This is a genomic window from Saccharothrix ecbatanensis (assembly GCF_014205015.1).
GTDB lineage: Bacteria > Actinomycetota > Actinomycetes > Mycobacteriales > Pseudonocardiaceae > Actinosynnema > Actinosynnema ecbatanense.
The window spans coordinates 7970834-7995790 of sequence record NZ_JACHMO010000001.1 but is presented as its reverse complement, the minus strand read 5'-3'; the positions used below and the strand labels follow the sequence as shown (position 1 = coordinate 7995790).

Annotated in this window: 23 protein-coding genes and 1 pseudogene; 11 read left to right on the top strand and 13 right to left on the bottom strand. The window is 70.2% G+C overall.

Annotated features, from left to right (window positions below; translation table 11 throughout):
- Positions 1-115 precede the first annotated feature (115 nt).
- The 3 genes from moaA to F4560_RS35175 all read left to right on the top strand — a co-directional run bounded on the left by moaA (position 116) and on the right by F4560_RS35175 (position 2477).
- A complete protein-coding gene (gene moaA, locus F4560_RS35185) occupies positions 116-1174 on the top strand; it encodes a GTP 3',8-cyclase MoaA (RefSeq protein WP_184927412.1) in 1059 nt (352 codons plus the stop codon).
- A 1-nt stretch (position 1175) separates the two neighbouring features.
- On the top strand, positions 1176-1430 hold the full coding sequence (locus tag F4560_RS35180) for a MoaD/ThiS family protein (protein WP_184927411.1): 255 nt from the start codon (positions 1176-1178) through the stop codon (positions 1428-1430).
- 378 nt (positions 1431-1808) lie between these two features.
- The gene (locus F4560_RS35175) at positions 1809-2477 is read left to right on the top strand and encodes a LysM peptidoglycan-binding domain-containing protein (protein ID WP_184927410.1); all 669 of its coding nucleotides are present in this window, start codon (positions 1809-1811) and stop codon (positions 2475-2477) included.
- A gap of 138 nt (positions 2478-2615) precedes the next feature.
- Here the strand turns inward: F4560_RS35175 and F4560_RS46750 are convergent.
- From F4560_RS46750 to F4560_RS35150, 4 genes and pseudogenes are all read right to left on the bottom strand, one after another.
- A pseudogene (locus F4560_RS46750) lies at positions 2616-3529 on the bottom strand (molybdenum cofactor biosynthesis protein MoaE).
- 8 nt (positions 3530-3537) lie between these two features.
- The gene (gene moaC, locus F4560_RS35160) at positions 3538-4008 is read right to left on the bottom strand and encodes a cyclic pyranopterin monophosphate synthase MoaC (protein WP_184927408.1); all 471 of its coding nucleotides are present in this window, start codon (positions 4006-4008) and stop codon (positions 3538-3540) included.
- A 103-nt stretch (positions 4009-4111) separates the two neighbouring features.
- Positions 4112-5500 carry an NAD-dependent malic enzyme gene (locus F4560_RS35155; protein WP_184927407.1) on the bottom strand — a complete coding sequence of 463 codons (1389 nt, stop codon included), beginning with the start codon at positions 5498-5500 and terminating at the stop codon, positions 4112-4114.
- Between the two features lie 96 nt (positions 5501-5596).
- The gene (locus F4560_RS35150; protein WP_184927406.1) at positions 5597-5782 is read right to left on the bottom strand and encodes a hypothetical protein; all 186 of its coding nucleotides are present in this window, start codon (positions 5780-5782) and stop codon (positions 5597-5599) included.
- A 61-nt stretch (positions 5783-5843) separates the two neighbouring features.
- Between F4560_RS35150 and F4560_RS35145 the strand changes: the two genes are divergently transcribed.
- Together F4560_RS35145 and F4560_RS35140 are read left to right on the top strand one after the other, a co-directional pair.
- Positions 5844-6443: a 3'-5' exonuclease gene (locus F4560_RS35145; protein WP_184927405.1), complete on the top strand. Its 600-nt coding sequence runs from the start codon at positions 5844-5846 to the stop codon at positions 6441-6443.
- 420 nt (positions 6444-6863) lie between these two features.
- On the top strand, positions 6864-9110 hold the full coding sequence (locus F4560_RS35140) for a helicase-associated domain-containing protein (protein ID WP_184927404.1): 2247 nt from the start codon (positions 6864-6866) through the stop codon (positions 9108-9110).
- Between the two features lie 297 nt (positions 9111-9407).
- Here F4560_RS35140 and F4560_RS35135 read toward each other — a convergent pair whose 3' ends face one another.
- The 4 genes from F4560_RS35135 to F4560_RS35120 are packed head-to-tail and all read right to left on the bottom strand — an operon-like array spanning position 9408 to position 14507.
- A complete protein-coding gene (locus F4560_RS35135; RefSeq protein ID WP_033442971.1) occupies positions 9408-10013 on the bottom strand; it encodes a GTP-binding protein in 606 nt (201 codons plus the stop codon).
- Positions 9994-10752, bottom strand: a complete 759-nt coding sequence (locus F4560_RS35130) for a DUF742 domain-containing protein (protein WP_246477925.1) — start codon at positions 10750-10752, stop codon at positions 9994-9996. Before F4560_RS35130 ends, F4560_RS35135 begins: the two co-directional genes overlap by 20 nt.
- Positions 10753-10782: 30 nt before the next feature.
- Positions 10783-11202 carry a roadblock/LC7 domain-containing protein gene (locus F4560_RS35125; protein ID WP_033442969.1) on the bottom strand — a complete coding sequence of 140 codons (420 nt, stop codon included), beginning with the start codon at positions 11200-11202 and terminating at the stop codon, positions 10783-10785.
- Positions 11199-14507, bottom strand: a complete 3309-nt coding sequence (locus F4560_RS35120; RefSeq protein ID WP_312869659.1) for a sensor histidine kinase — start codon at positions 14505-14507, stop codon at positions 11199-11201. Before F4560_RS35120 ends, F4560_RS35125 begins: the two co-directional genes overlap by 4 nt.
- 588 nt (positions 14508-15095) lie before the next feature.
- Between F4560_RS35120 and F4560_RS35115 the strand changes: the two genes are divergently transcribed.
- Entirely contained in the window at positions 15096-15962 is an 867-nt protein-coding gene (locus tag F4560_RS35115) for an ABC transporter substrate-binding protein (RefSeq protein WP_312869658.1), read from the top strand.
- 94 nt (positions 15963-16056) lie between these two features.
- Here the strand turns inward: F4560_RS35115 and F4560_RS45800 are convergent, their stop codons facing one another.
- From F4560_RS45800 to F4560_RS35095, 4 genes are all read right to left on the bottom strand, one after another.
- Positions 16057-16947: an LppU/SCO3897 family protein gene (locus tag F4560_RS45800; protein ID WP_184927400.1), complete on the bottom strand. Its 891-nt coding sequence runs from the start codon at positions 16945-16947 to the stop codon at positions 16057-16059.
- 63 nt (positions 16948-17010) lie between these two features.
- On the bottom strand, positions 17011-17484 hold the full coding sequence (locus F4560_RS35105; protein WP_184927399.1) for an LppU/SCO3897 family protein: 474 nt from the start codon (positions 17482-17484) through the stop codon (positions 17011-17013).
- 83 nt (positions 17485-17567) lie between these two features.
- Positions 17568-18125 carry an LppU/SCO3897 family protein gene (locus tag F4560_RS35100; RefSeq protein ID WP_184927398.1) on the bottom strand — a complete coding sequence of 186 codons (558 nt, stop codon included), beginning with the start codon at positions 18123-18125 and terminating at the stop codon, positions 17568-17570.
- Between the two features lie 82 nt (positions 18126-18207).
- Positions 18208-18783, bottom strand: coding sequence for an LppU/SCO3897 family protein (locus F4560_RS35095; protein WP_184927397.1), 576 nt, complete (start codon positions 18781-18783; stop codon positions 18208-18210).
- Between the two features lie 222 nt (positions 18784-19005).
- Between F4560_RS35095 and F4560_RS35090 the strand changes: the two genes are divergently transcribed.
- Complete coding sequence (locus F4560_RS35090) at positions 19006-20667, top strand: DNA repair helicase XPB (RefSeq protein ID WP_184927396.1); 1662 nt, start codon at positions 19006-19008, stop codon at positions 20665-20667.
- On the opposite strand, the gene F4560_RS35085 is transcribed toward F4560_RS35090, so the two are convergent.
- Complete coding sequence (locus F4560_RS35085; protein ID WP_184927395.1) at positions 20660-20917, bottom strand: hypothetical protein; 258 nt, start codon at positions 20915-20917, stop codon at positions 20660-20662. The two genes, F4560_RS35090 and F4560_RS35085, sit on opposite strands and share 8 nt — an antisense overlap.
- A 127-nt stretch (positions 20918-21044) precedes the next feature.
- Between F4560_RS35085 and F4560_RS35080 the strand changes: the two genes are divergently transcribed.
- The 4 genes from F4560_RS35080 (at position 21045) to F4560_RS35065 (ending at position 24867) form a co-directional block, all read left to right on the top strand.
- Positions 21045-21914, top strand: coding sequence for a helix-turn-helix domain-containing protein (locus F4560_RS35080; protein ID WP_312869657.1), 870 nt, complete (start codon positions 21045-21047; stop codon positions 21912-21914).
- A 5-nt stretch (positions 21915-21919) separates the two neighbouring features.
- Entirely contained in the window at positions 21920-22087 is a 168-nt protein-coding gene (locus F4560_RS35075) for a DUF397 domain-containing protein (protein WP_184929575.1), read from the top strand.
- Positions 22088-22129: 42 nt separating this feature from the next.
- Positions 22130-22753 (top strand): hypothetical protein, encoded by a 624-nt coding sequence (locus tag F4560_RS35070; RefSeq protein ID WP_184927394.1) that lies wholly within the window; start codon positions 22130-22132, stop codon positions 22751-22753.
- Between the two features lie 203 nt (positions 22754-22956).
- Complete coding sequence (locus F4560_RS35065) at positions 22957-24867, top strand: thiamine pyrophosphate-binding protein (protein ID WP_184927393.1); 1911 nt, start codon at positions 22957-22959, stop codon at positions 24865-24867.
- Positions 24868-24957: the final 90 nt, after the last annotated feature.

Sequence of the window (24957 nt, the reverse complement as noted above, 5' to 3'; positions counted from 1 at the left end):
GCAGGCAATTTAGCGTTCGCGGCGCGCGGATCGGCATCCTCGTCCACCTCGCCGCGCCCGGCCATCCCCCATTTCTCCCAGCACCCACAAGTGTGAGCCGATTACCCTGGTAGGGGTGACAGCTGTCGAGTTGGGGCTACCCGTCGTGCGCGGCAACCCGGACACGTCCGGACGGCCGGACTCACCACTGCTGGTGGACCGGTTCGGCCGGATCGCCACCGACCTGCGCGTGTCGTTGACCGACCGGTGCAACCTGCGTTGCACATACTGCATGCCCGCCGAGGGCCTCGACTGGCTGCCGAAGCCCGAGCTCCTCACCGGAGCCGAGCTGACCAGGCTCATCGGCATCGCGGTGACCCGCCTCGGCGTGACCGACATCCGGTTCACCGGCGGCGAGCCGCTGCTCAGACCCGACCTCGACGACGTGATCGCGGCGACCGCGGCGCTGACGCCCCGACCGCGCATCTCGATGACCACGAACGGGTTGACGTTGGCGCGGCGGGCCGCCGGGCTGGTGGCCGCGGGCCTCGACCGGGTGAACGTCTCGCTGGACACCCTCGACCCGGCCCGGTTCCACGAGCTGACCAGGCGCAACCGGCTGTCGGACGTGTTCGCGGGGCTGGCCGCGGCCCGGGAGGCCGGGTTGACGCCGGTCAAGGTGAACACTGTGCTGATGCGCGGCGTGAACGAGGACGAGGCCGTGCCGCTGCTCCGGTACTGCCTGGACAACGGCTACCAGCTGCGGTTCATCGAGCAGATGCCGCTGGACCCGCAGCACGGCTGGAACCGGGACGACATGGTGACCGCCGAGGAGATCCTGGCCGCCCTGCGCACCGGTTTCACGCTGACGCCCGAGCCGGGCGACCGGGGCGGCGCGCCCGCCGAGCGGTGGCTGGTGGACGGCGGTCCGGCCGTGGTCGGCGTGATCGCGTCGGTGACCCGCCCGTTCTGCGCGGCCTGCGACCGGACCCGGCTCACCGCCGACGGCCAGGTGCGGAACTGCCTGTTCAGCCAGTCGGAGACCGATCTGCGGTCCCTGCTGCGCGGTGGCGCGTCGGACGAGGAGATCGCCGGGAAGTGGCGCGGGAACTCGTGGGCCAAGGCGGCCGGGCACGGCATCAACACGGCCGGGTTCAGCCAGCCGGACCGTCCCATGAGCGCGATCGGAGGCTGAGTTGCGGCTGTCGGTGCGGTACTTCGCGGGTGCGCGGGCGGCGGCGGGCGTCGCCGACGAGAGCGTCGAGCTGTCCGGTGACGGCGCCACCGTGGCGTCCGCGATCGAGGCTCTTCGGGTGCGACACGGTGACCGGTTGGGGCGCGTTCTGCCCGCGTGCAGCTTCCTTCTCGATGGGGTGGCCGTCCGCGATCACGACACGCCCGTGTCGACCGGGGCGCAACTGGACGTGTTGCCTCCCTTCGCCGGGGGATGAGTGCGACCTCCACTTACGGGTTAACGGGTGAGCTATACCTCACCGAACGTGATTGATCTCGGTGGATCTCGGTACGGAAACAGACCGATAACGGTGCCCTGACCTCGATAAACGTCGCGTTCGTGGCGTCACCCGCACGCGTTACAGTGACGTGCATCACATGCGAGAAGGTTTGGCATGGCGCTTGCGGTTACGTACCGTCGCTATCTGGTCGGCCCCGACCGACTAGAGCAAGACCGGGACGTCACGCACCGAACCTGTCCAAGGGTGTCCCGGAACAACCCCCGAGCGAGAGACAACCGCCGGACAGGACAAGCCAGACGACGTACCGGGCCCGAACCCGAGTCGCCTGGGCAGGTGCGGGTGGCAGAGAGGGAAATGGCTTCTTACCGAGGCAAGCACCGTCCGACCACCAGCGTCACCAGCCGTCGCATCGCGAAGGTCGCCGTCGCCGGCATCATCGTGGGCGCACCCCTGGCCATGGCCGCCGGCACCGCCAACGCGCAGTCCGGCGTCAACTGGGACGCGGTCGCCGCGTGCGAGAGTGGCGGCAACTGGAGCATCAACACCGGTAACGGCTACTACGGCGGATTGCAGTTCCTGCCGTCCACGTGGACGTCGCACGGCGGCTCCGGCATGCCCCACCAGGCTTCCCGCGAGGAGCAGATCCGCATCGCGGAGAACGTGATGAAGACCCAGGGCATCGGCGCCTGGCCCGTCTGCGGGCCCAAGGGCCTCGGCGGCGCTCCGGCGCCCGCGCGGCAGGCCCCGGCCCCCGCGCCCCGGCAGGCGGCCCCCGCGCCGCAGCAGCAGGCTCCGGCCCCGAAGCAGACCGCGCCCGTTCAGCAGGCGCCCGCTCCGGTGACCGTGGCGCTGCCGTCCTCCAACCCGAACGGCGACTACGAGATCAAGTCGGGCGACAGCCTGTCGAAGATCGCGGACGAGCTGAAGATCGAGGGCGGCTGGGCCAAGCTGCACGAGCTGAACAAGCAGTTCATCCCGAACGCCGACCTGATCATGACGGGTCACAAGATCGCCACCAAGTGATCTCCGGTCGGCGAGAGCCGGCGCACCACGGAACAGGGACCTCGGACCGCCCCCCTCGGCGGTCCGGGGTCCCCAACCCGTTCCAGGCCTGATTCGGTTCCCTGAACCCGGCCGCCCTTTGATTCAGTGCATGCCGATTCAGGGCATGTTGACCCACTCGTCGGTGCCGTCGGCGAAGACCTGCCGCTTCCACACGGGCAGCCGCCGCTTCACCTCGTCGACGAGTTCCGAGCACACCGCGAAGGCCTCGGCCCGGTGCTCCGCGGACACCGCGCACGCCAGCGCCACGTCCCCGATCGCCAGCGGTCCGACCCGGTGCGACACGGCGACCGCGCGGACGCCCTCGAACCGGGCCACGACGTCCGCCACCACCTCGGCGACCACGGCGCCGGCCGTCGGGTGCCCGACGTACTCCAGTTCGCGAACCGAACGCCCGTGGTCGTGGTCGCGCACCACCCCGGCGAACGTCACCACCGCCCCCGCCGCCGCGTGCTCCACGAGCTTGGCGTGCTCCTCCACCGACAGCGGCTGATCGCTGACGGTCGCGCGCAGGATCTCGGTCATGAGTGGTCACCTCCGGCAACCTGGTCGACGGCGTGCTCCAGCAGGGTCGCCAGCACGTCCAGCCCGTCCCGGACCCCGCCGGTCGAGCCGGGCAGGTTCACCACGAACGTGCGGCCGGCGACACCCGCCACCCCGCGCGACAGCACGGCGGTGGGCACCCGTGGCCAGCCTGACATGCGGATGGCGTCCGCCACACCCGGCACCTCGAAGTCCAGCACGGACCGGGTCGCCTCCGGTGTGCGGTCGGTGGGGCTGATGCCCGTGCCACCGGTCGTGACGACCACCGCGACACCGTCCGCGACGGCCGCCCGCAACGCCTCCGCGACCGGCTCGCCGTCCGGCACGACCACCGGGTCCGGCACGTCGTAGCCGCGTTCACGCAGCCAGTCGGCGATGATCGGCCCGCCGCGGTCCGCGTACACGCCCGCCGACGCCCGGTTCGACGCCGTGATCACACGGCCGGTCCTCGACGCGGCCTCGGGACGCACGTCGGAGGTCACTTCCGCTCCCAGAGGCCGGTCTTGCCGCCCTCCTTGCGCTCCACCCGCACCGCGTCCAGGGACGCCGCCGGATCGACCGCCTTCACCATGTCGTGCAGCGTCAGCCCGGCCACGGAGACCGCCGTCAGGGCTTCCATCTCCACGCCCGTGCGGTCCGTGGTGCGGACGGTCGCCGTGATGCGCACCTCGGCGTCGCCCAACACCAGGTCCACCTTCACGCTGGACAACGCGATCGGGTGACACAGCGGCACCAACTCCCAGGTCCGCTTGGCCGCCATGATCCCGGCGATCCGGGCCGTGGCCAGCGCGTCACCCTTCGGCAGGGTGTCGCTCCCCAACAACCCCACCACCTCGGCCGTCGTGCGCAGCACACCGGAAGCGACCGCCGTCCGCGCGGTGGGCTCCTTCTCCGACACATCGACCATCCGCGCCGCACCGGAAGCGTCCAAGTGGGTGAACTGAGTCATGTTGTGATGCTAGGCGGTGCTCAATGGCCGCTGCTCCGCAGACGGCGGCTCGGTCGCCTGGGAAGTCGACCGCTCGCGACCTCGCGTGGTGGTGAGGTCTGGGCTAAGCCGACTCCGTGGCTGCTTTCCTGACCGCCTCGGCAACTGCCGGGGCCACCGTCGAGTCGAAGACGCTGGGCACGATGAACGACGCGTTGAGGCGTTCGCCGTCCACCACGTCGGCGATCGCCATGGCGGCGGCGATGAGCATCGAGTCCGTGATGGTGCGGGCGTGGGCGTCGAGCAGGCCGCGGAACACGCCGGGGAACGCCAGCACGTTGTTGATCTGGTTCGGGAAGTCGCTGCGACCGGTGGCCACGACGGCGGCGTGCTTCTGCGCCTCCATCGGGTCGATCTCCGGGTCCGGGTTGGCCAGCGCGAACACGATCGCGTCGCTGTTCATCGTGGCGACCTGCTCGGCGCCGAACAGGTTCGGGGCGGACACTCCGATGAAGACGTCCGCGCCGACCAGCGCGTCGTGCAGCCCGCCGCTGACGTTCTCCTTGTTGGTCGACGCGGCGACCGACTTCAGGTTGTCGTCCAGGCCGGGCCGGTCGCGGTGGACGATGCCGTCGACGTCGACCGCGACGACGTCACCGGGCGCCTGCTTGAGCAGCAGCCGGATGATCGCCGAGCCCGCCGCGCCCACCCCGCACACCACGACCTTGCAGTCGGAGATCTTCTTGCCGACCACCCGCAACGCGTTGCGCAGCGCGCCGACCACCACGATCGCGGTGCCGTGCTGGTCGTCGTGGAACACCGGGATGTCCAGCTTCTCCCGCAGCCGTGCCTCGATCTCGAAGCAGCGCGGCGCGGCGATGTCCTCCAGGTTGATGCCGCCGTAGACCGGGGCGATCAACTCCACCGCGCGGATGATCTCCTCGGTGTCCTGGGTGTCCAGGCAGACCGGCCAGGCGTCGACGCCGGCGAACTTCTTGAACAGCGCGGCCTTGCCCTCCATCACGGGCAGCGCGGCGGCCGGGCCGATGTTGCCCAGGCCGAGCACGGCCGAGCCGTCGGTGACCACGGCGACCGTGTTGCGCTTGATGGTGAGCCGGCGGGCGTCGTCCGGGTTCTCCGCGATGGCCATGCAGACGCGGGCGACGCCGGGCGTGTAGGCGCGGGAGAGGTCGTCGCGGTTGCGCAGCGGAACCTTGGACGAGACCTCGATCTTGCCGCCGAGGTGGACCAGGAACGTCCGGTCGGACACCTTGCGGACGACGATCCCGGGCAGCAGCTCCAGGGTGTCGGTGATGTCCTTGGCGTGGTTCGCCGACAGCGCGTTGCAGGTGAGGTCGATGATCACCTGGTCGGTGTGCGACTCCACCACGTCGAACGCGGTGATCACGCCGCCGGCCCGGCCCACCGCCGAGGTGAGGTCACCGGCGGCCGACGCCGACGGCGGGGCCTCCAGCCGGACGGTGATCGAGTAACCAGGGCCGGGGACCGGCATCGAACCTCCCAGAACAGCACAGCTCAAGAGGGTTCGAGAGTAGTCCGCGCCGGAATACGGAACGCGCGCGGCTCGACGGCCGCGCGCGTCCGGGTGCTAGCGGTTGATCTCGGTCACAGGGTGGTGGTAGCCCAGCTCTTCGACCGGCAGCGGGAAGGTGGTCGTGCCGAACGGGGACAGCGCGCCCTGGAGGTGACTGGTGAGCTCGGTGACCGGGTGCTCTTCGCCGACCGGCGGCTCCGGCCAGTGCGGGTCGATGCGCTCGGGGCGGGCCTTGGCCACGGTTCCTCCTCGGTGATGCCTGCGGTCGGGACAAGTGTGCCTCATCCCTACCCTCGTCCGGGTGAGCACTCCGGCGGCACTGGTCAACGTGGTCAACGTGGTCGACATCGAGGCGACGTGCTGGGACGGCGAGCCGCCTCCCGGTGAGGTGAGCGAGATCATCGAGATCGGGTTGACGACGGTCGACCTGGCCGCGGGCGAGCGGGTCGGGCGGCACCGGATCCTGGTGCGCCCGCAGCGGTCCGCTGTCGGGTCGTTCTGCACGGAGTTGACGGGGCTGACGCAGGCGGAGGTCGACACCGGCGTGACGTTCGCCGAGGCGTGCCGACTGCTGGAGGTGGAGCACCAGGCGGGCGTGCGGGCGTGGGCGAGCTGGGGCGACTACGACCGGAACCAGTTCACCCGTCAGTGTCGGGCGACGGGCGTGCGGTACCCGTTCGGGCGGCGGCACTGGAACGCGAAGCTCGTGTTCACGCAGGCGCACGGGCTGCGGAAACGGCCGGGGATGGCGCAGGCCCTGACCATCGCCGGCCTCCCGTTGGAGGGCAGGCACCACCGGGGCGAGGACGACGCCTGGAACATCGCCGCCCTTGTACTTCACTTGGCCGCCCGCAACGCCTGGCCGTCCACCCCCACCACGCCGGCCGACGCGTACCTCTAGGGCACACGGCCCCGCGCTGCCGCTGACGAACGGCTGGCTCACGCAGAGGTCCCCGGCCAGGGGAACCCTGATCTTCAGCCTACCTGCGGGGTACGACAATTCCGGCGGTTAGCGCGGTCGGGGCCGGTCAAGCGCGGGCGGGCGGTCGGTCGCGGACGGGCGAGGGCGGGCGCGGGCGGGCGGGCGCGGGCGGGCGGGCGCGGTCGGGCGGGCGCGGTCGGGCGGTCGGTCGGGCGGGCGCGGTCGGGCGGTCGGTCGGTCGGGCGGGCGAGGGGTCGGGGGTCGGGTCGGGTCGGGTCGGGTCGGGGGTCGGGTCGAGCGCAGTCGAGGGGGTTCCCGGGCTGGGTCGGGGGCCTGCGGGACGCAGGTTTCAGGGGCTGGTCAGCGCGGACCGGGTGGTCGACATATACCGTGGTGGGGATGTCCGGCACCACCCTCGCCGAGTGGCTGCGGGCGCAGGACGACACGGCGCTCGTGGCTCTGCTGCGCGCCCGTCCGGATCTGGCGACGCCCCCACCGGCCGACACGACCGTGCTCGCCACCCGCATAGGGTCGCGGGCTTCCGTGGCACGCGCTTGCGAAGACCTCGACACGCTGACGTTGACCGTCCTGGAAGCGCTGCTCGTGCTGGACGCCGACCTCGCCCCCGTGCCCAGGTCCGCGGTGCAGGAGCTGTTCGGTTCAACGGACATCCGACCCGCCGTCGAGCACCTCCGCGCCCGCGCCCTGCTGTGGGGCGACGACGACACGATCTCCACCCCGCCCGCCACCAGGGACGCGGTCAACCCGTTCCCCTGCGGTCTGGGCCGGTCGGTGCCGCGTCTCGCCGACGTCGACCTGACGGCGTTGGAACCGGACGAGCTCCGCGTGCTCGGAACGCTGGCCGCCGGCCCGCCCGTCGGCCAGACCAAGGACGCCGCACAAGTCGTCTCCCTCGCCAACGCGCGCACGCCGATCCAGAAGCTCCTCGCCCGCGGCCTGCTGGTCCGCCGCGACTCGCTGACCGTCGAACTCCCCCGCGAGGTCGGTCTGAAGGTCCGGGGCGACCGGCCGCTGGGCGTCATCCAGACCACCGAACCGCCGCTCACCACCGCCCGCCGCGACCCGTCCGGCATCGACCACACCGGTGGCGGTGAGGCGTTGGAGCTGTCGCGGCACGTCGAGACGTTGCTCAAGAGCTGGTCGGAGGACCCGCCGGCGGTGCTGCGGTCGGGCGGTCTCGGTGTGCGGGACCTGCGCAAGCTCGCCAAGGACCTGGACGTGGACGACCGCCAGGCCGCGCTGCTGGTCGAACTGGTGGTGAACGCGGGCCTGGTCGCCGACACCGAGGGCGTCGAACCCGAGTGGGTGCCGACCACGCAGGCCGACCCGTGGCTGATCGCCGCGCCCGAGCACCGGTGGGCGACGCTGGCCCAGTCGTGGCTCGACCTGCCCCGCCTGCCCGGCCTGATCGGGCAGCGCGACGACCGCGACCGCCTGCTCAACCCGCTGGCCCCCGAGCTGAACCGGCCGGGCGCGCCGAGGGACCGCAGGCGGATCCTCGAAGCGATGGCGGCGTTGGAGCCGGGCACCGTCGTGACCGACCCAGACGAGTTGGCGGCCGTGCTGGCGTGGCGGGCGCCGAGGCGTGGCGGGCGGCTGCGTGACGAGTTGGTGCGCTGGACCGTGGAAGAGGGCACCAAGATGGGTGTCCTGGCGCACAACGCGATCACCGCGCAGGGTCGGACGCTGCTCACCGAAGGCCCTGGCCCGGCGGCGAAACGGCTGGGTGACGCGTTGCCTGCCCCGGTCGACCACGTGCTGGTCCAGGCGGACCTGACGGTCGTCGCGCCCGGTCGGCTGGACCCGGAACTGGCCGACGAGATCGCGTTGGTGGCGGACGTCGAGTCGTCGGGCAGCGCCACCGTGTACCGGGTGCGCGAGGGTTCGGTGCGGCGCGCGTTCGACGCCGGTAGGAGTGCCGCCGACCTGCACGAGCTGTTCAAGACCCGGTCACGCACCCCGGTTCCGCAGTCGCTGACGTACCTGATCGACGACGCGGCCCGTCGGCACGGCCGGTTGCGGGGCGGGACGGCCGGGTCGTTCCTGCGCTGTGACGACCCGGTGCTGATCACGGAGGTGCTGTCGCACGCGGCGGCGGAGCGGTTGGCGTTGCGCAAGATCGCGCCGACCGTGGTGGTGAGCCCGTTGCCGCTGGCCGAGGTGCTGGACGGGTTGCGCGCGGCCGGGTTCGCGCCGGCCGCCGAGGGTCCGGACGGTCACGTGCTGGACCTGCGGGTCAGTGGTCGCCGGATCGCCGGGAAGGGCCGCCGCCAGCGGGTGCAGCCGACCATGCCGTCCGACGAGCAGCTGGGCGAGCTGGTCCGGCTGGTCCAGGCGGGCGACCGTGCGGCGACGACCACCGGCGGCGCACGGGTCTCCGTTCCAGGGCACCTGGGCGCCGGGCCGTCGGCGACTCTGGCGTTGCTGCAACAGGCGGCGCGTGACGGCCGCAGCGTCCTGGTCGACTTCGTGGACAGCCACGGCACCGCCGCCCGCCGCGTGATCACGCCGCAGTACGTGGGCGGTGGCGTCCTGGAGGGCGTGGACGTCAGCTACGGCGAAGTCCGCCGCTTCCCCCTGCACCGCATCACGTCCGCCGCCCTGGTCGAAGACGACCGCGCGTAGCACTGGCGGCCGGCACCTCGATCGCGAAGTCGTAGCCGGACCGAGTGAGCAGGAGTGACTGACCAATGGCTCGTTCGTGGAACGACGTCAAGGCGGACAAGGCGGACCGCGACAGTTCAGCCGGCCGTGACATGCCACAGGCCCGTGAGGACGCGCGTCACCGGACTCATGCCTACATCCTCGACCACCGCCGGGGCCTGACCCCGGGCACGCCGAAGGGCGGCCTCCGGCGAGGAGACCGCCCTTCGGCGCGGTGAAGTCGTCAGATCAGCGAGAGCGTCGACCCCGAGGGGACGATCAGCCCGCGCGGACCGACATCCATTGGCGCATGGCGTGCTCGACCAGCGTGATGAGCGTCTGCTTGGTCGACTGCCGGTTGCGCGCGTCGCAAGTCACTATCGGCACGGACTGGTCGATGGTGAGCGCGTCGCGGACGTCCTCGATGCGGTGGTGCAGCAGGCCGTCGAAGCAGTTGACGCCGACGACGTACGGCAGCTGCCGGTCGTCGAAGAAGTCGATCGACGCGAACGCGTCGGCCAACCGGCGGGTGTCGACCAGCACGATCGCGCCGATGGCGCCCCGCACCAAGTCGTCCCACATGAACCAGAACCGGTGCTGGCCCGGTGTGCCGAACAGGTACAGGATCAGATCCTGGTCCAGCGACACCCGGCCGAAGTCCATGGCCACCGTGGTCGTGACCTTGTTCGGCGTGGCCGAGAGGTCGTCGACCCCGGCGCTGGCCTCGGTCATCACCGCTTCGGTGGTCAGCGGAACGATCTCCGACACGGAACCGACGAACGTAGTCTTGCCCACGCCGAAGCCACCGGCCACCACGATCTTCGCGGAGGTCGTCGGCTTCCGTTCGCCTTCGGCCGCGTTGGGGCTAGAGCCTGCGAAGCCCACTGAGCACCCTCTCAAGGAAATCAATGGACGGCTTGTCCCCCGCGATCAAGCCGCCCTGATGAATCAAAACCAAACCCATGCTCGCCATATCGCCGATCAGCACCCGTGCCACACCGAGCGGGAGCCTGAGGTGTGCGGCCACCTCGGCCACCGACCTGGTGTCGGTGCACAGCCCGCAGATCGACCGGTGCTCGGGGAGCACCGCCGCGTCGCGTTCGAGACCCTTTTCGCTGGTGGAGATCAGCGCCTCGATCGCGAGGTCGTAATCGGGCCGGGTGCGGCCACCGGTCCGGGTGTACGGGCGGACCAGGGACCCGGACTCGGCCGCCGGGTTCTCCTCGCGCCGCACGACCGGCTGCGGGCCGGTCGCGTAGGGCACCTGTTCCGGCACGCTGTCGGGCAGCCCGTGGGCACCGAAGAGATCGGCTCCCGGACCGCCGAACAGGCCGCTGCCGTACCCGTCGATGTCGAACCGGTTGGGAACGTCGTCGTAGTCGTACGACGAGTCGTCAACCTCACGCTGAGACATATCGTCTTGCCCCTGCCCTGTGCCTTCGACCCGTGGTCGCCGCGCCCGCTCCGCCCGGCGGCCCGACCACGAGTTGGGTGCGTCCTCGGCTTCCTCGTCCTGTGCGGGGTCGGCATCGGGCTCAGCGAATTGGAAGCCGCCGACCGCCCACTCCTGGTAGTTGAAGTTCCTACCGAAGCGTCGGCCGCCGGCACCAGATCGATCAGCCATCTGCCTTCACCCCCACGATCTCATGAGGAGCTACCGCCGAACCACACCCTGGAGCTGCGCGCGCAGCTCCGGGGTGAGCTGCTGGCCCACGCGCTCGACCAGAAGCGTCATCTCGTACGCGACGAGGCCGATGTCGCAGTTCGGGGCCGCGAGCACCGCGAGGCACGACCCGTCGCTGATCGACATCAGGAACAGGTAACCCCGCTCCATCTCGACCACGGTCTGGTTCACCGTGCCCGCCTCGAAGCACCGCGCCGCGCCCGCCGTGAGGCTGACGAGCCCGGATGCCACGGCGGACAGCTGTTCGGCGCGGTCGCGGGGCAGACCCTGCGAGCCGGCGAGCAGTAGCCCGTCCGCCGACACGACCACGGAATGTGCCACACCGGGAACCCGGCGCACGAAGTCGGTGATAAGCCAACCAAAGCTGCCTGGCTGAGCTGCGGTCGTCACTCCTGCTCCTCGTCTTGCCGGCTCGACATGTCACCAGCGTAAGCGTCGATCAAAGCGTGTCGCCCTCGACGGACGCCCTGCTGAAGACTCGACATGCGTCCACGGATCGCGTCAGCCGATCGTGGTGGCAGCGGGGGCCGCTGCGGTTGCCGCTCCGAGGCCTGCGGCTTCGGTGCGGCGGATCCCGGCACAAGCTGAGCCTTGGGTACCCGCTTGGGCAACCCCGCCTGTGTCGTGGTCTCTGGTTCCTTGCTGAGCAAGGCCTGCGCTGCGTGCCAGCCTTCGTCGGCGGGGGACTCCCACACCGACTCGGCGGGCAGCGCGGCCGGCTCGGGTTCGGCGACCGGTTCGGGCTCGGTCACGCGGTGCACCTCCGCGGCGCGCTTGGGCAGGTTGTCGGATGAGCCAGGCTGCCGCTTGGGCAGCCCGCCCTCGGTCAGACTAGTGCCCTCCGCGCGGGCGGCGGCGACCTCGCCCCGTTGTGGGAGGCCGCTTTCGGTCTCCCGCGGGGAAAGGCGGTTCGCCAACGGGTCCAGCGAGCCGCGCTGAGGGAGCGCGTCCTCGGACGTCGTGGGCGCGACCGGCGGCACGGCACGGCGCGTGCGGGTCGGCAGCACCGACTCCTCACGGGCTACCGGCTCCGGGTCGGCCGCCGGTGGCACCGCCTGCGCGGTGGCCGCCGACGTCTCGCTGCCCACGGACTGGAACCACTGCGACAGGACGGCCTCGTAGATCGGCAACCGCTCGGTCGGCGCGTCGTCGTGCTCGATCCGGCGCAGTGGCGCGGGCTCGGCGACGGGCTCGGCGGACGAGCCGTTGAGGTGCGCCGGCTCGGGCTCCGGGTCGACCAGGAAGCCCTGGTCCAGCGCCGGCGTGAACTGCGTCGTCTCGAACCCGTGTTCGTACGCGGTGTCGTGCTCTTCGCGGTCCTCGTAGGCGGTGAACAGGGTCGGTTCGCCGAACGAGCCCTCGGGCTCGCGTTCGACGTCGCGTTCCTCGCCCATCGGCAGCCACTGGGACAGCTCGCCCGATGTCTCCGAAGGCGCCTGGCCGAACGTCGGCGTGTCGCCGAACGCCGGCATCCGCACCGGGTCGTGGTCGCCCTCGCCCTGCACGAAGCTCACCGGGAACGCCGGCTCGTCCTCGACCCGCGGGATGCTCGGGAAGCTCACGTCGTCGTCCAGGCGGGACAGGGTGCCGGTGCCGAACGCCCCGGCGATGCCGGACGCGCGCTGCGCCGTGTTGCCCGAACCGGACTCGCCGAACGCCTGCTCGCCGCCGAAGCCGCCGAAACCGGAGTCCCCGAACGCGGGGCTGGGCTCGGCGCCCATCGGGGAGCCCATCGCGCCGGGCGACTGGACCAGGTTCTCGGGCACGACGACGAGCGCGGTGGTGCCGCCCTCGATGTCCTCGTTGGCGCGCAGCCGCACCTTGATGTCGTGCCGCTTGGCCAGCCGCGCGACCACGTACAGGCCCATCCGGCGGGACACCGCGACGTCCACGTCGGGCGGGTCGGCCAGCCGGACGTTGGCGTCGGTGATCTCCTGCTCGCCCATGCCGACGCCGCGGTCCTGGATCTCGATCGCCAGCTCGCCCTTGCGGGTGCGCGCGGTCCGCACAGTGACCTTCGTCACCGGGTCGGAGAACGCGGTGGCGTTGTCCAGCAGCTCCGCGATCAGGTGCACGAGGTCGTTGACCGCGCGGCCCTGGACGGTGAGCTCCGGGGTCTGGCCGACCTGCACCCGGGCGTACTGCTCGACCTCGGACACGGCGGCGCCGAGCACCTCGGCGGCCGGGACCGGGCGGGTCAGCCGGCGGGACAGGTCCGTGCCGGACAGGACCAGCAGGTTCTCGCTGTTGCGCCGCATGCGGGTGGCGAGGTGGTCCAGCTCGAACAGGCTGGCCAGCTGGTCCGGGTCCTGCTCGTCCTGCTCCAGCCGGTCGATCAGGTTCAGCTGGCGCTCGACCAGGGCCTGCGAACGGCGGGACAGGTTGACGAACATCGAGTTGACGTTGTCGCGCAGCAGCGCCTGCTCGGCCGCCAGCCGCACCGCCTCGCCGTGCACCGCGTCGAACGCCCGCGCCACCTGGCCGACCTCTTCGCGGGTGGTGATCGGCACCGGCGCGATGGCCGTCTTGGCCGCCTCGTGCGGGTTCGGGTCCGCCAGGATCCGGCCGACCGCCTCGGGCAGGCCGCGGTCGGCCACCTCCAGCGCGGTGCGGCGCAGGACGCGCAGCGGGTTGAGGATCGAGCGGGCCACGAACAGCGCCATGACCAACGCCAGCAGCAACGCGCCCAGCACGATGCCGGAGTCGCGGAACGCGGCGGCACGGGCCGTGCCGGTCAGCTCGTCCGTCCGGGTCTGCAACCGCTCCAGCAGCAGGTTCTCCACGTCACGGGTGAGGTTCACCGTCAGCGTGGACGCGATGTCCCACTTCTCCGGCCGCAGGGACGTCATCGGCTTCCCGGCCGCGGCCAGGTTCAGCGCCGTCTCCTGCATGTCGTTCGCGGTGTCGACGATCAGACCGGTGACCGTGTCGTCGTAGATCTTGGCCTGGTCCGCGGTCGCGGACTTGCGGAAGTCGTTGCGGGCCGCGTCCAGCTCGGCGTTCGCCGCCAGCAGGGCGCGCTCCTGGCCCGGTCCGAACACGCCGCCCTGGAAGACGTCGAGCATGATGCCGCGCTTGCGCGACTCCTGCTCCTTGATCCGGGCGATCGCGTTGGTGGCCAGGTGCAGTCGCACCAGTTCGGGCTCGTTGATGCCCGCGATGGCCTGTTCACCGAGGTCCAGGAGGCTTTCCACGGACTCGGAGTAGGTGCGCATCACGGCTTCGGACGGGTACTGCGTGTCGCGGACCGCGTTGCGCAGGCTGTTGAGCCGGTCGAGCTGGCTGGACGCCCGGCGGAACCGGGTCACCACCTCGTCGTCCAGGTCCGCGCTGAGCTCGGCGATCTTGCCGTTGAGCGCCTGCACGGTGTCCTGCACGCGGCGCAGCTGGCGGTCCAGCACGACGCGGTCGAGTTTCTTGCCGGACGCCACGTGGCTCGCGCTCAGGTCGCGCTCACGCTGGAGCTGCTGCACCAGGTCGGCGACCGCCGACTCCAGCTGGACCTGGTTCGCCAGCTGGTTCAGGTCGGTCGCGTCGGCGAGGTCCGAGTTCACCCGCAGGCCGCCGAGGGCGACCGCGGCGATGGTGGGGATCAGCAGGACGGCGGTCAGCTTGGTGGGCAGCCGCCAGTTGCGCAGCCGCCAGCCCGCACCGCCGCGGGCCTTCGCCTCGCGGTCGGCCGCGGCCCTGTTCACCGGACTCGGCCGGGCACCCGTTGACTCGGTCACCATTCCATCACTCTGCGCAGCCAGTCCGTCACCCGTTCCGGGCCTTTCGGAGCGCGGTGTAATCCCCACGCCTGTCTGGCTGGGACCTCTCTCTCGACGGGCCACCCTGGGCTTCCTCTTCCGGCAGCAGTGTTCCCCGGCCTCTCCCCCGCGGACCGAAGCATGGACTCGAAATCGGGCCGAATTGCAGCACAGGAGCGGTGGTGCCGGCTAGGCACCCCACCCCGCACAGGGACACCACGGTCAGCGACGACCAGTGCCACCAGGCGGGGAGCGTAGTGCTCGACCCCGGCGTCGGGGAAGACTCCGGAAGCACTCACCGTATCGGAGCAGGGCTGTCGTTTCATACCTCTGGGTGGTTACGATCCCCCGCATCGACAACTGCGTCGAGAATTCGTTGATCAAATAGACCCCGCTCTCTAGGTCATCCCGGCGAGAGGTGCCATGCCTACCCCAGCACGTGTTCTGCGACGTGCGGCAGCGTTGTTCGCTTGTGCCGCCACCTTGACGGCATGCGGACTCCTTCCCGGAACCGACGGGAACGACCGCCCCGATGTGGAGCGCGACACTCTGCGCATCGGTGTGCTGCCAGTGGTGGACGTCGCACCGCTCCGCCTCGCCTACAACAACAAGTTGTTCGAGAAGGCCGGCCTCCAGGTGCAGCTGGTGCCGCTGAACAGCGAGGTCGAGGGCATCAAGCAGCTCGACACCACGCTCGACCTGACGTGGTCCACGCACGTCACGCTGTTCCGCAGCTTCGCCGAGGGCACCGCGCTGCAGCTCCAGGGCGAGGCGTACCAGGCGGGCACGAACACGATGGCGCTGGTCACGCTGGACGAGGCGTACGACAGCCCCGGCAAGCTGCCCAGCCCGCGCATCGCCGTGCCGTCCAGCAGCGACGTCGGCGCGCTGACCACGAAGGCCGTGCTCAAGACGGCGGGCGTGGAGAAGCAGCGGATCAAGCCCGAGGAGATGCCGTTCGCGCAGATGGTGGACGCGCTGCGGGCCGGGCAGGTCGACGCGGCGTGGATGACCGAGCCGTACATCACGCAGGCCCAGCGCGACGCCGGCGCCCGCATCCTCACCGACACGGCGGTCGGCCCGACCAAGGATTTCCCCATGTCGGGTTACTCCTCGAGCAAGAAGTTCGCCGACACCAACCCGCGCACGCTGGCCCTGTTCCGGCAGGTCCTGCGGGACGCGCAGGAAGCGGCGTCGAACGACAAGCTGTCCGTGCAGAACGCGCTGACCGGCTACATGGACGTCGACCAGCAGACCGCGGCGCTGGTGTCGGTGGGCACGTTCCCGCTGTCGCTCAACCCGGTCCGGTTGCAGCGCGTCGCGGACATGATGGACACCGAAGAGGTGCTTCCGGAGCGGTTGGACGTCGGCGGATTGTTGCCGCCCGGAACCACCAACTGACTCACCGTCAGCGTCCAAAGCATTGCGAGAGGGGGCCTTCCCATTGCGGGAAGGCCCCTGATTTTTCCCCTTTTATGGATCGATTAGGACCGGATCACTCCTCGGTCAAGCAGATCGTGGTCGCTGGCTGTGAGTAGACGAACACGATTTCGCCACTTGCGCACTCGTTCTCGTCCGACCGGCCTTCGGAGACCTTCACCACCTTGTGAGTGGCACTCGAATCGCAGGTGACCTTGACGGCGTCGGCCGAGCGCGTGCCTTCCTGCTTGAAGCACTCGCCCTCGGCGGCGTTCAGCATCAGGCAGAGGGCGAAGCCGTCACTGCGCCGGCCGCCGCGGTCGCTGTACTTGGCGTAGTCGCCGGACGGGCACGAGGCGGTGCTGCGGTCCAGGTTGGCGCCGACCTTGAAGGTGGCTTCCATCGAGGAGCACTCGATCTTGTCCACCTTGGTCGAGGTGGCGGTGGAGGAGACGACCTTGATGCAGTCGCCGACCTCGGCGCCCGCCGGGGCGGAGGTGCTCGCGATGATCCCGGCGACGACTACGCCGACGATGCCCAGACCGACCGCGGCGATCAACGTCTTCGCGCCGCGTGACGTGCCCTTGGTGGGGGCGGGCTCCTGGGGGTAGGCGGGCTGACCGGGCGGGTAGTGGCCCTGGTAGCCGGGCTGACCCGGTTGGCCTGGCTGGTACTGCGGCTGGCCTTGGAGACCGGGGTCTTGCGCGAAGCCGGGCTGACCTGGCTGCTGGTACTGCGGCTGCTGGTACTGCGGCTGCCCCTGGTAGCCGGGGTCCTGCGGGAAACCGGGCTGACCTGGCTGTTGACCCGACTGTTGACCCGGCTGCTGGTACTGCGGCGGGACGGGCGGCTGGGCCGGGAAGCCCTGCGCCGGCGAGCCCTGCGGCGACGACCCCCAGCCCGGCTGCTGAGGTGGCGGGAAACCCTGCGGCGGGCCGTAGGGCGGCTGGTTGGGGGGCGTGGTCACCTGGTGTTCCTCTCGCGTCAGACGAGCGGAACGTACCTGCGCGCGGGGCGGCGGCGCAGCGGTTCAGCGCATCTCCGCCACCCGGACCAGGCAGAACGTGACGGCCGGCTCCGGGTACGTGACCTTGTGCCCGTTCGCGCACTCCGTGGGTCCCTTGGCGGCGCTCATCACGCGGACCGCCTCGGCCTTCGTGCAGTCGACCTTCCGCATGCCCGCGGTCTTGTCGCCCTCGTAGCAGGCGCCCTCGACGAAGTTGGGGATCAGGCACAACGTCGCCGAGCGGGTGAAGATCGTGTACGGCGAACCGCCGGTGGGGCACTGGGAGGCGTCGTCCACGACCTTGGCGACCCGCACGTTGGCGCTCTCGGCCGCGCAGTCGATGGCCCGGTACTTGGCGCCGTCGGCGTCGTTCACCCGTTCGATATGCCCGCAGACGCCCGGCTCGGGACTCCTGGGGCCGCCGTCGAGCAGCGTGAACGCGAACGCCCCCGCCACCAGCACCCCGACCGCCGCGACGCCCCATCCGATCTTCCGCATGGAACAGGGCATCGGCACGCCCGCCCGCCCGGTTGAGCAGGTTCACCCACGCGTGTTCAGGACCGGCGGGGCAGGACCGGAGTTCAGCTGTCGGCGGCGGCCAGGCAGTACGTGACCGCCGGTTCCGGGTAGGCCATGCCGGAGCCGCTCGGACAGGCCGTCGTGTCGGTGGACCCCTGGATCACCTTGGTGACCTTGAACGTCTCGGGCCCGGTGCACTCGATCTTGTCGAACCCGCTGGCCTCGGCCGGCCCGTAGCAGGAGCCCTCGGCCATGTTCGGGATCAGGCACAGCTTGTAGCCGTCGCCGACCGCGCCGTTCGGCACGATCTCGGTGTAGATGCCCTCTTCGGGGCAGGAGTCGTCGGTCGCTTCGAGGACCTTGCCGACCTTGAACGACGCCTTGTCCGCGTCGCAGTCCAGGGTGGTGACGTCCGCACGGCCATCCGCCTCGGCCGCGACGCCCACGCAGTCCCCGGCCTCGGCGGTCGCGGCGTCATTGGTGAGATAGCGCACCCCGTACGCGACGGCGGCGATCACCACGACGGCAAGCACGCCGACCAGGATCTTCTTCACGCTGCCACCGGACCGGGAGTGGGCCTGGGGCGCGTCGCCGGAGGGCCGGCTCGACTCGTCGCTCATGGTGATCCTCGCTTGACGGGTGCGCGTGACCGCCCCGAAAGGTACGGCACTTCGGCCGCGGCACGCGCACCCGCGAGGCGGGTCAGGCGCTGTCGGGCAGCCCGAAGCAGAACGTCGTCTTCGGCTCCGGGAACGTCATCGGAGTCGCCTCGCCGCACGCGGCCTCGTCCACGGCGCCCTTGACCAGCTTGACCAGCTTGACCGCGCCGGACTTGGCGCAGTCGACGGCCGGGTAGCCCATCCCCGTGCCCTCCTCGTAGCACTTGCCCTCGACCAGGTTCGGCACGAGGCAGAGCTTCGAGTCCGGGCCGCGACGCGCGGACTCGGTGTACTCGTCGTAGTCGCCGTTGCACGACTCGGTGGTGGAGCCCAGCACCTTGCCGATGGTGTAGTTCGCCTCGGCCGCGCCGCAGTCCACGACCTTGAACTCCGGCTTCGACGTCGTGCCGGTCACGCTGGCGCACTCGCCGGCCTTGGACTGGGCCGCGTCGCTGGTGAAGTAGTTGATGCCGTAGACCACCGCGCCGGCCACGATGAGGCCGAGGACGGCCCGCAGGATGCGGGACATGACGCTCGGCTTCTTCGGAGCCTGGGGAATCGCCTCGCCCTGCGGGGCGTTCTGGTACTGCGGGGCGGACGCGGGCGTGTCCGTGCTCATGAAGACCTTCGTTTCATCCGGGAAGCCCCGGAGGTCCGCGCGTATGGTCGCGTGGCGGGGCGCAGGGAAGTTATCGGGCCGGCCGGAAGCCGATCATCCGTTCGGGTAGGGCTTTACCGAACCGAGTCCGTACGCGGTGGGTAGCCGGGCGAGCACCGTCCGCTACCGACTTGCACCCCGTATGCACACTGGAGGAACGCCAAGCGACAGGAGTGCGCACCAGTGACCGACGGCCCATTGATCGTCCAGTCGGACAAGACCCTGCTGCTGGAGGTCGAGCACCCGCTGTCGGACGACGCGCGCACCGCGATCGCGCCGTTCGCCGAGCTCGAACGTGCCCCCGAGCACATCCACACCTACCGGGTCACGCCGCTGGCGCTCTGGAACGCGCGCGCCGCCGGCCACGACGCCGAGCAGGTGGTCGACGCGCTGGTCCGGTTCTCCCGCTACCCCGTCCCGCAGCCGCTGCTGGTGGACGTGGTCGACACGATGGGCCGGTTCGGCCGGCTCCAGCTGGCCAACCACCCCACCCACGGCCTGGTCCTGAACTCACTGGACCGCGCGGTGCTGGAGGAGGTGCTCCGGCACAAGAAGGTCAAGCCGATGCTCGGCGACCGGCTCGACGCCGACACCGTGGTCGTGCACCCGAGCGAACGCGGCCGGCTCAAGCAGCTGCTGCTCAAGATCGGGTGGCCGGCGGAGGACCTGGCCGGGTACGTCGACGGCGAGGCCCACCCCATCGGGCTGGTCGAGGACGGCTGGCAGCTGCGCGACTACCAGCGGCTGGCCGCGCGGGCGTTCTGGGCGGGCGGTTCGGGCGTGGTCGTGCTGCCGTGCGGCGCGGGCAAGACGCTGGTCGGCGCGGCGGCGATGGCCGAGGCGGGCGCGACCACGTTGATCCTGGTGACGAACACCGTCGCCGGACGCCAGTGGAAGCGCGAGCTGGTCGCGCGGACGACGTTGACCGAGGACGAGATCGGCGAGTACTCGGGCGAGCGCAAGGAGATCCGCCCGGTCACCATCGCGACGTACCAGGTGATCACCCGCAAGTCGAAGGGCGAGTACCGGCACCTGGAGCTGTTCGACTCGCGGGACTGGGGCCTGATCGTCTACGACGAGGTGCACCTGCTGCCCGCGCCGGTCTTCCGGATGACCGCGGACCTCCAGTCACGGCGTCGGCTCGGGCTCACGGCGACGTTGGTGCGCGAGGACGGCCAGGAAGGCGACGTGTTCTCGCTGATCGGGCCGAAGCGGTACGACGTCCCGTGGCGGGACATCGAGGCGCAGGGCTGGATCGCGCCGGCCGAGTGCACCGAGGTCCGGGTGACGCTGACCGACAACGAACGCCTGGAGTACGCGACCTCCGAGCCGGAGGAGCGGTACAAGCTGTGCTCCACGGCGCGGACGAAGCTGCCCGTGGTGCAGGCGATCCTGGACCGGCACCCCGGCGAGCCGACGTTGGTGATCGGGGCGTACCTGGACCAGTTGGAGTCGCTGGGCGAGGCCCTGAACGCGCCGATCATCCAGGGATCGACCAAGAACAAGGAGCGCGAGGCGCTGTTCGACCAGTTCCGGCGCGGTGAGCTGCGGACGTTGGTGGTGTCGAAGGTGGCGAACTTCTCCATCGACCTGCCCGAGGCGTCGGTGGCCGTGCAGGTGTCGGGGACGTTCGGGTCTCGGCAGGAGGAGGCGCAGCGGCTCGGTCGGCTGTTGCGGCCCAAGGGTGACGGGCGGCAGGCGCACTTCTACTCGGTGGTGTCGAGGGACACGCTGGACACGGACTACGCGGCGCACCGACAGCGGTTCCTCGCCGAGCAGGGGTACGCGTACAAGATCGTGGACGCGGACGACCTGCTAGGCCCGAAGCTGCCCGAGATCAGCTGACGCTGCCGTTGGTCGACGGCGGCGTCGACGCCGCCGTTGGCGCCGGGTTGGCCCGGAACTGGTCGAGCGCTCGCTGGAAGTGCTCGACCACCTGCTCCAAGCCGTCCTCGGTGACGATCATGTTCAGCTCACCGCCCCGCCGGCCGCCGAAGGTGAACTGGGCTTCGTCACCCACCACGTCGCACTCGATCGCGCAGCCCTTCTCGATTCGAACCCACGAGTCGACCGCGATTCCACCATTCGTGAACACGTGGACACCTCTCCCTCAGCCGTAGAGCCGGTAATCTGATCACCATCGGTTCGCTCAACCTATCGTCGATGACGATAGTTCTGAGCATCCTACGTCTGAAATAGCTCATTCGAGTGAGGAGACGTCCGTGGTGACCTCGTCCAGCAGCCCGACCGTGCTCAAGCGCTGGATCGCCTTCGAGCTGCGCAAACTGCGCGAGGACCGGAGCATCAGCCGGGAGGAGGCGGCAGCGGCGATCAAGGGCTCGGTGCCCGCGATCGGCCATGTGGAGACCGGCCGCTCCCTGCCGAAACCGCTGGAGTTGGAGCGGTTGCTGGAGCTGTACGGCGTGCCGGAACGGGCGGAATTCTTCCTCGACTTGCGGCTGCGCGCGAAGAAGGGCCGTGACTGGTGGATCGGCTTCGATGACTCGGCGGTGCCGGAGTACTTCAAGCTCTTCCTGGGGCTGGAGTCGTCGGCGGTGAAGATCGAGAGCTGGGACGCCATCGTGGTTCCCGGCCTGTTCCAGACACCTGACTACGCCCGCGCGATCATCCGGGGTGGCCGCCCCGAGTTCCCCGCCACCGAAGTGGAGAAGCGGGTAGAGCTGCGGATGGCGCGCCAGGACGAGGTGCTCGACCAGGAAGACGCTCCCCAGGTCTGGGCGGTGATCTCGGAGGCCGCGCTACGCCTGCGGGTCGGCAGTCCGGCGATCCTCAACGCTCAGTTGGAACACCTGGTGGAACTGCGCGAGCACCCGAACATCGAGATGCAGGTTCTGCCCGCGACCGCCGGTGCGCACACCGGCGCCGAAGGCGCCTTCACAGTGCTGACGTTCCCAAACGAGCTTGAGCATGACCCCGGTTGCGTGTACACCGAAACCAGGGCGAAGGGCGTCTACTACGAGGAGCCCGCGCAGGTAATGCTGTACCGGGACGCGTTGACCCGCCTGCGGGTCCAAGCGGACAAGCCGGAAGACTTCGCCCGCTGGGTCAAGCAGACTGCGAAGGACTTGTGATCTCGATGAAGTACCGGTGGCGTAAGTCGTCCTACAGCGAAGCTCAGAACGGCTGTGTCGAGATCGGGTCCTCCCCCACCGTCGTCGGTGTGCGGGACTCCAAGTTGGGTGACGCGAGCCCTGTGCTTTCCTTCTCCCCCAAAGCGTTCAGGGCGTTCCTCGCGACCCGCTGATTGGTGGACATGAACCAGGTGGTGCCGTTACCCCGCTGGTGGATGTGGCGTCCGGAAGCCGAGGTGGGGCCGGCTCGACGTGCCGCCACCCGCCGTGCCAGACGGGACCGGATCCGGCCTGTCGCCGTTCTCGCGGTCGTGTCGGCCGGCGTGCTGGCCGGGGTGTTGGGGGTGACGGCGCCGAAGTGGTGGTGGGTCGGGCTGGCCTGCGTGCCGTTGCTCGTCTTGGCGTTGGTCGCCGTCCTACCGGTCCGATTAGCCGACTGGGACGTGGTGCTGGCGGGCAGCGCGCGGGATGTCGTGCACTGCGGGCAGTTCACCGATCCGGTCCAACGCCGTCGGGCCGGCCGGCTGTGCGTGCACTTCGACGCGTTGCGCGGCCTGGAAGCACGGCGGGTCGCCCAGGTGGAGCTGCTGCTGTGGCGGGCGCTGGTGGCGTTGCGGGACAGCCTGGTCGTGCGGGACGCGTTGCGGCGGGCCGAGAACCGGCCCGGTCTGGCCGCCGCGATCGCCGAGACGACCCGTGAGCTCGCCGAACTGGACCGGCGGCTGGACCAGTTCGAGGACGCGTTGCGGATCGTCGCGGAGGAGATCGTGGAGGAGTCCGACCCGGACCTGACCGACAGCGCGCTGCGCCGCGTCGCCTCCCTCGACCCGTTGCACTAGGGATCCGCCTGTCACCTCCAGGGGTCCACTTGACTGGGCTGTCGTGAATTCCGGCGGCGACGCCACCGCATTCCGGACACCCAGCGCGATCCCGTTTCCACCACCGGGTGGTAGGCCGTGATTTGCGGGGGACGGCACTTTCGCGGCAGTTCTTCCCGGATACCTTCCACAAAGGGAGCACCCCGATGTGAAAGGGATCCGTTGTGACGCAACTCGAAGAACCGGTGTCCGTCCAGGAGCCCGCGGCACCCGACGGGGCGGTGCCCGTGCAGGCCGTCCGGGATGTCGGCTCGGGACTGACGCTGGGTCGGGATGTGATATTCCGGTATTTGCGGAATGCGAATGTCGATCGCATCTTCGGTGTGCCGGGCACGAACGAGATCCCGCTGATCGACGGCACCGACGTGCCCGAGAACAACATCGAGTACGTGCCCTGCCTGCACGAGAACATCGCGCTCGGCGCGGCCATGGGATACGCCCGCGCGAAGGACGTCCCGGGCGTCGTGGAGCTGCACGTCACGCCGGGCATCGGCCACGCGCTCGGGAACCTGTTCAACGCGGCGAAGTCGCACGTTCCGCTCGTGGTGCTCTGCGGCCAGCAGCACAGCAACCTGCTGCTGCAGGAGCCGCTGCTGGCATCCGACCTGGTCAAGGTGGCCGAGCAGTACACCAAGTGGTCGTACGAGGTGCGTGGGCCGAACGAGTTGGCGATGGCGATGCAGCGGGCGTTGAAGGTCGCCATGGCGCCGCCGATGGGCCCTGTGTTCCTGTCGATCCCGTGGGAGTTCCTGATCCGGCCCGTGCAGCCGACCGACGGCGGCGACGGCCGGTTCACCAGGATCGGGCGGAAATTCCTGGGCGACCTGGACGAAGTGGCGAAACTGGCGAAAATCCTCGCGGACGCCAACGCCCCGGTGATCGTCGCGGGTGACGGTGTCGGCGCCGCGAACGCGTGGGACGAAGTGGAAGCCCTGGCGAAGAAGCTCGGCGCGCCCGTCTACACCGAACAGTTGAGCAGTTACATGAACTACCCCAACGACCGGCCGGAATGGCAGGGGGAATTGCCCGGCACGCAGGAGGGGATGCGGGCCAAGCTGGGCGTGCACGACGTCGCTTTCTTCTGCGGGTTCAACGCCCAAGCACAACTCGTGGTGTTCGACTGGGCGACCGGGCCGCTCATTCCCAAGGGCGTCCGACAGGTGTACCTGCACAACGACCCGTGGCAGATCGGGAAGAACCACTTCGGCGAAGCGGCCGTGCTCGGCGACATCAAGGTGACGTTGCCGAAGATCCTGGAGAAGATCCCCGGCGACCGGACGTTCGACGAGGATCGTGCCCGGAAGCGGCGGGAAGAGCTCGGGCAGTTGTCGCACGCCCGGACGCAGCGTTTCGAGGACTACGCGGGCCGGTCGGACCGGGCCGACGAGGTGATCCACGGTTCGGACATCGCCCGCGCGCTGCGTGACCTGCAACGTGGCCACAGCGGGGCGAACGGCGAGGTGATCGGCCGGTTGGTGCTGGTCAACGAGGCGGTCTCGGACTCGGCCGCGTTGCAGCAGTACGTCGACTTCCGCGCGCCGACCGACTACTTCGAGGCGCAGGGCGGGTCGCTCGGGTTCTCCATGCCGGCCGCCCTCGGCACCCACCTCGCGCTCGGCGACGGCGCGACCGTGGTCAACATCGTGGGTGACGGGTCGGCGCTGTTCTACCCGCACGCGTGGTGGACGGCGGCGAAGTTCTCGATGCCGATCCTCTACATCATCACCAACAACCACCGGTACCAGACGTTGATCAAGGGGATGGAGGTGGTGGAGGCGACGTACGGCTGGAAGCCCTCGGGTCCCGCCGACTACCTGAGGATCGATCCGCCGCCGAAGCTCGACTTCGTGCGGATCGCCGCGTCGTTCGGGGTGGAGCGGGGTGCGCAGGTGTCCGCGCGGTCGGCGCTCGCGGGTGAGCTGGTGAAGGCGCTGCGGGTGGTGCGGGACGAACGCCTGCCCTACGTGCTGGAAGTGATGACCGAGCCGGAACCGGCGGAGATGCCGCGCATCGACGTCCTCTACGCGGCGCGAGGCGGCGACGAGGACCCGTTCGGCTGGATCGGCCCGGCCTGACCCGACCGGTTCTCCCCCTCCCCACCGCCGCGTCCGTTTCGGCACCCCGGTCCGGCATCCCACGTCCGGCACCCAGGTTCGGCACCGCAG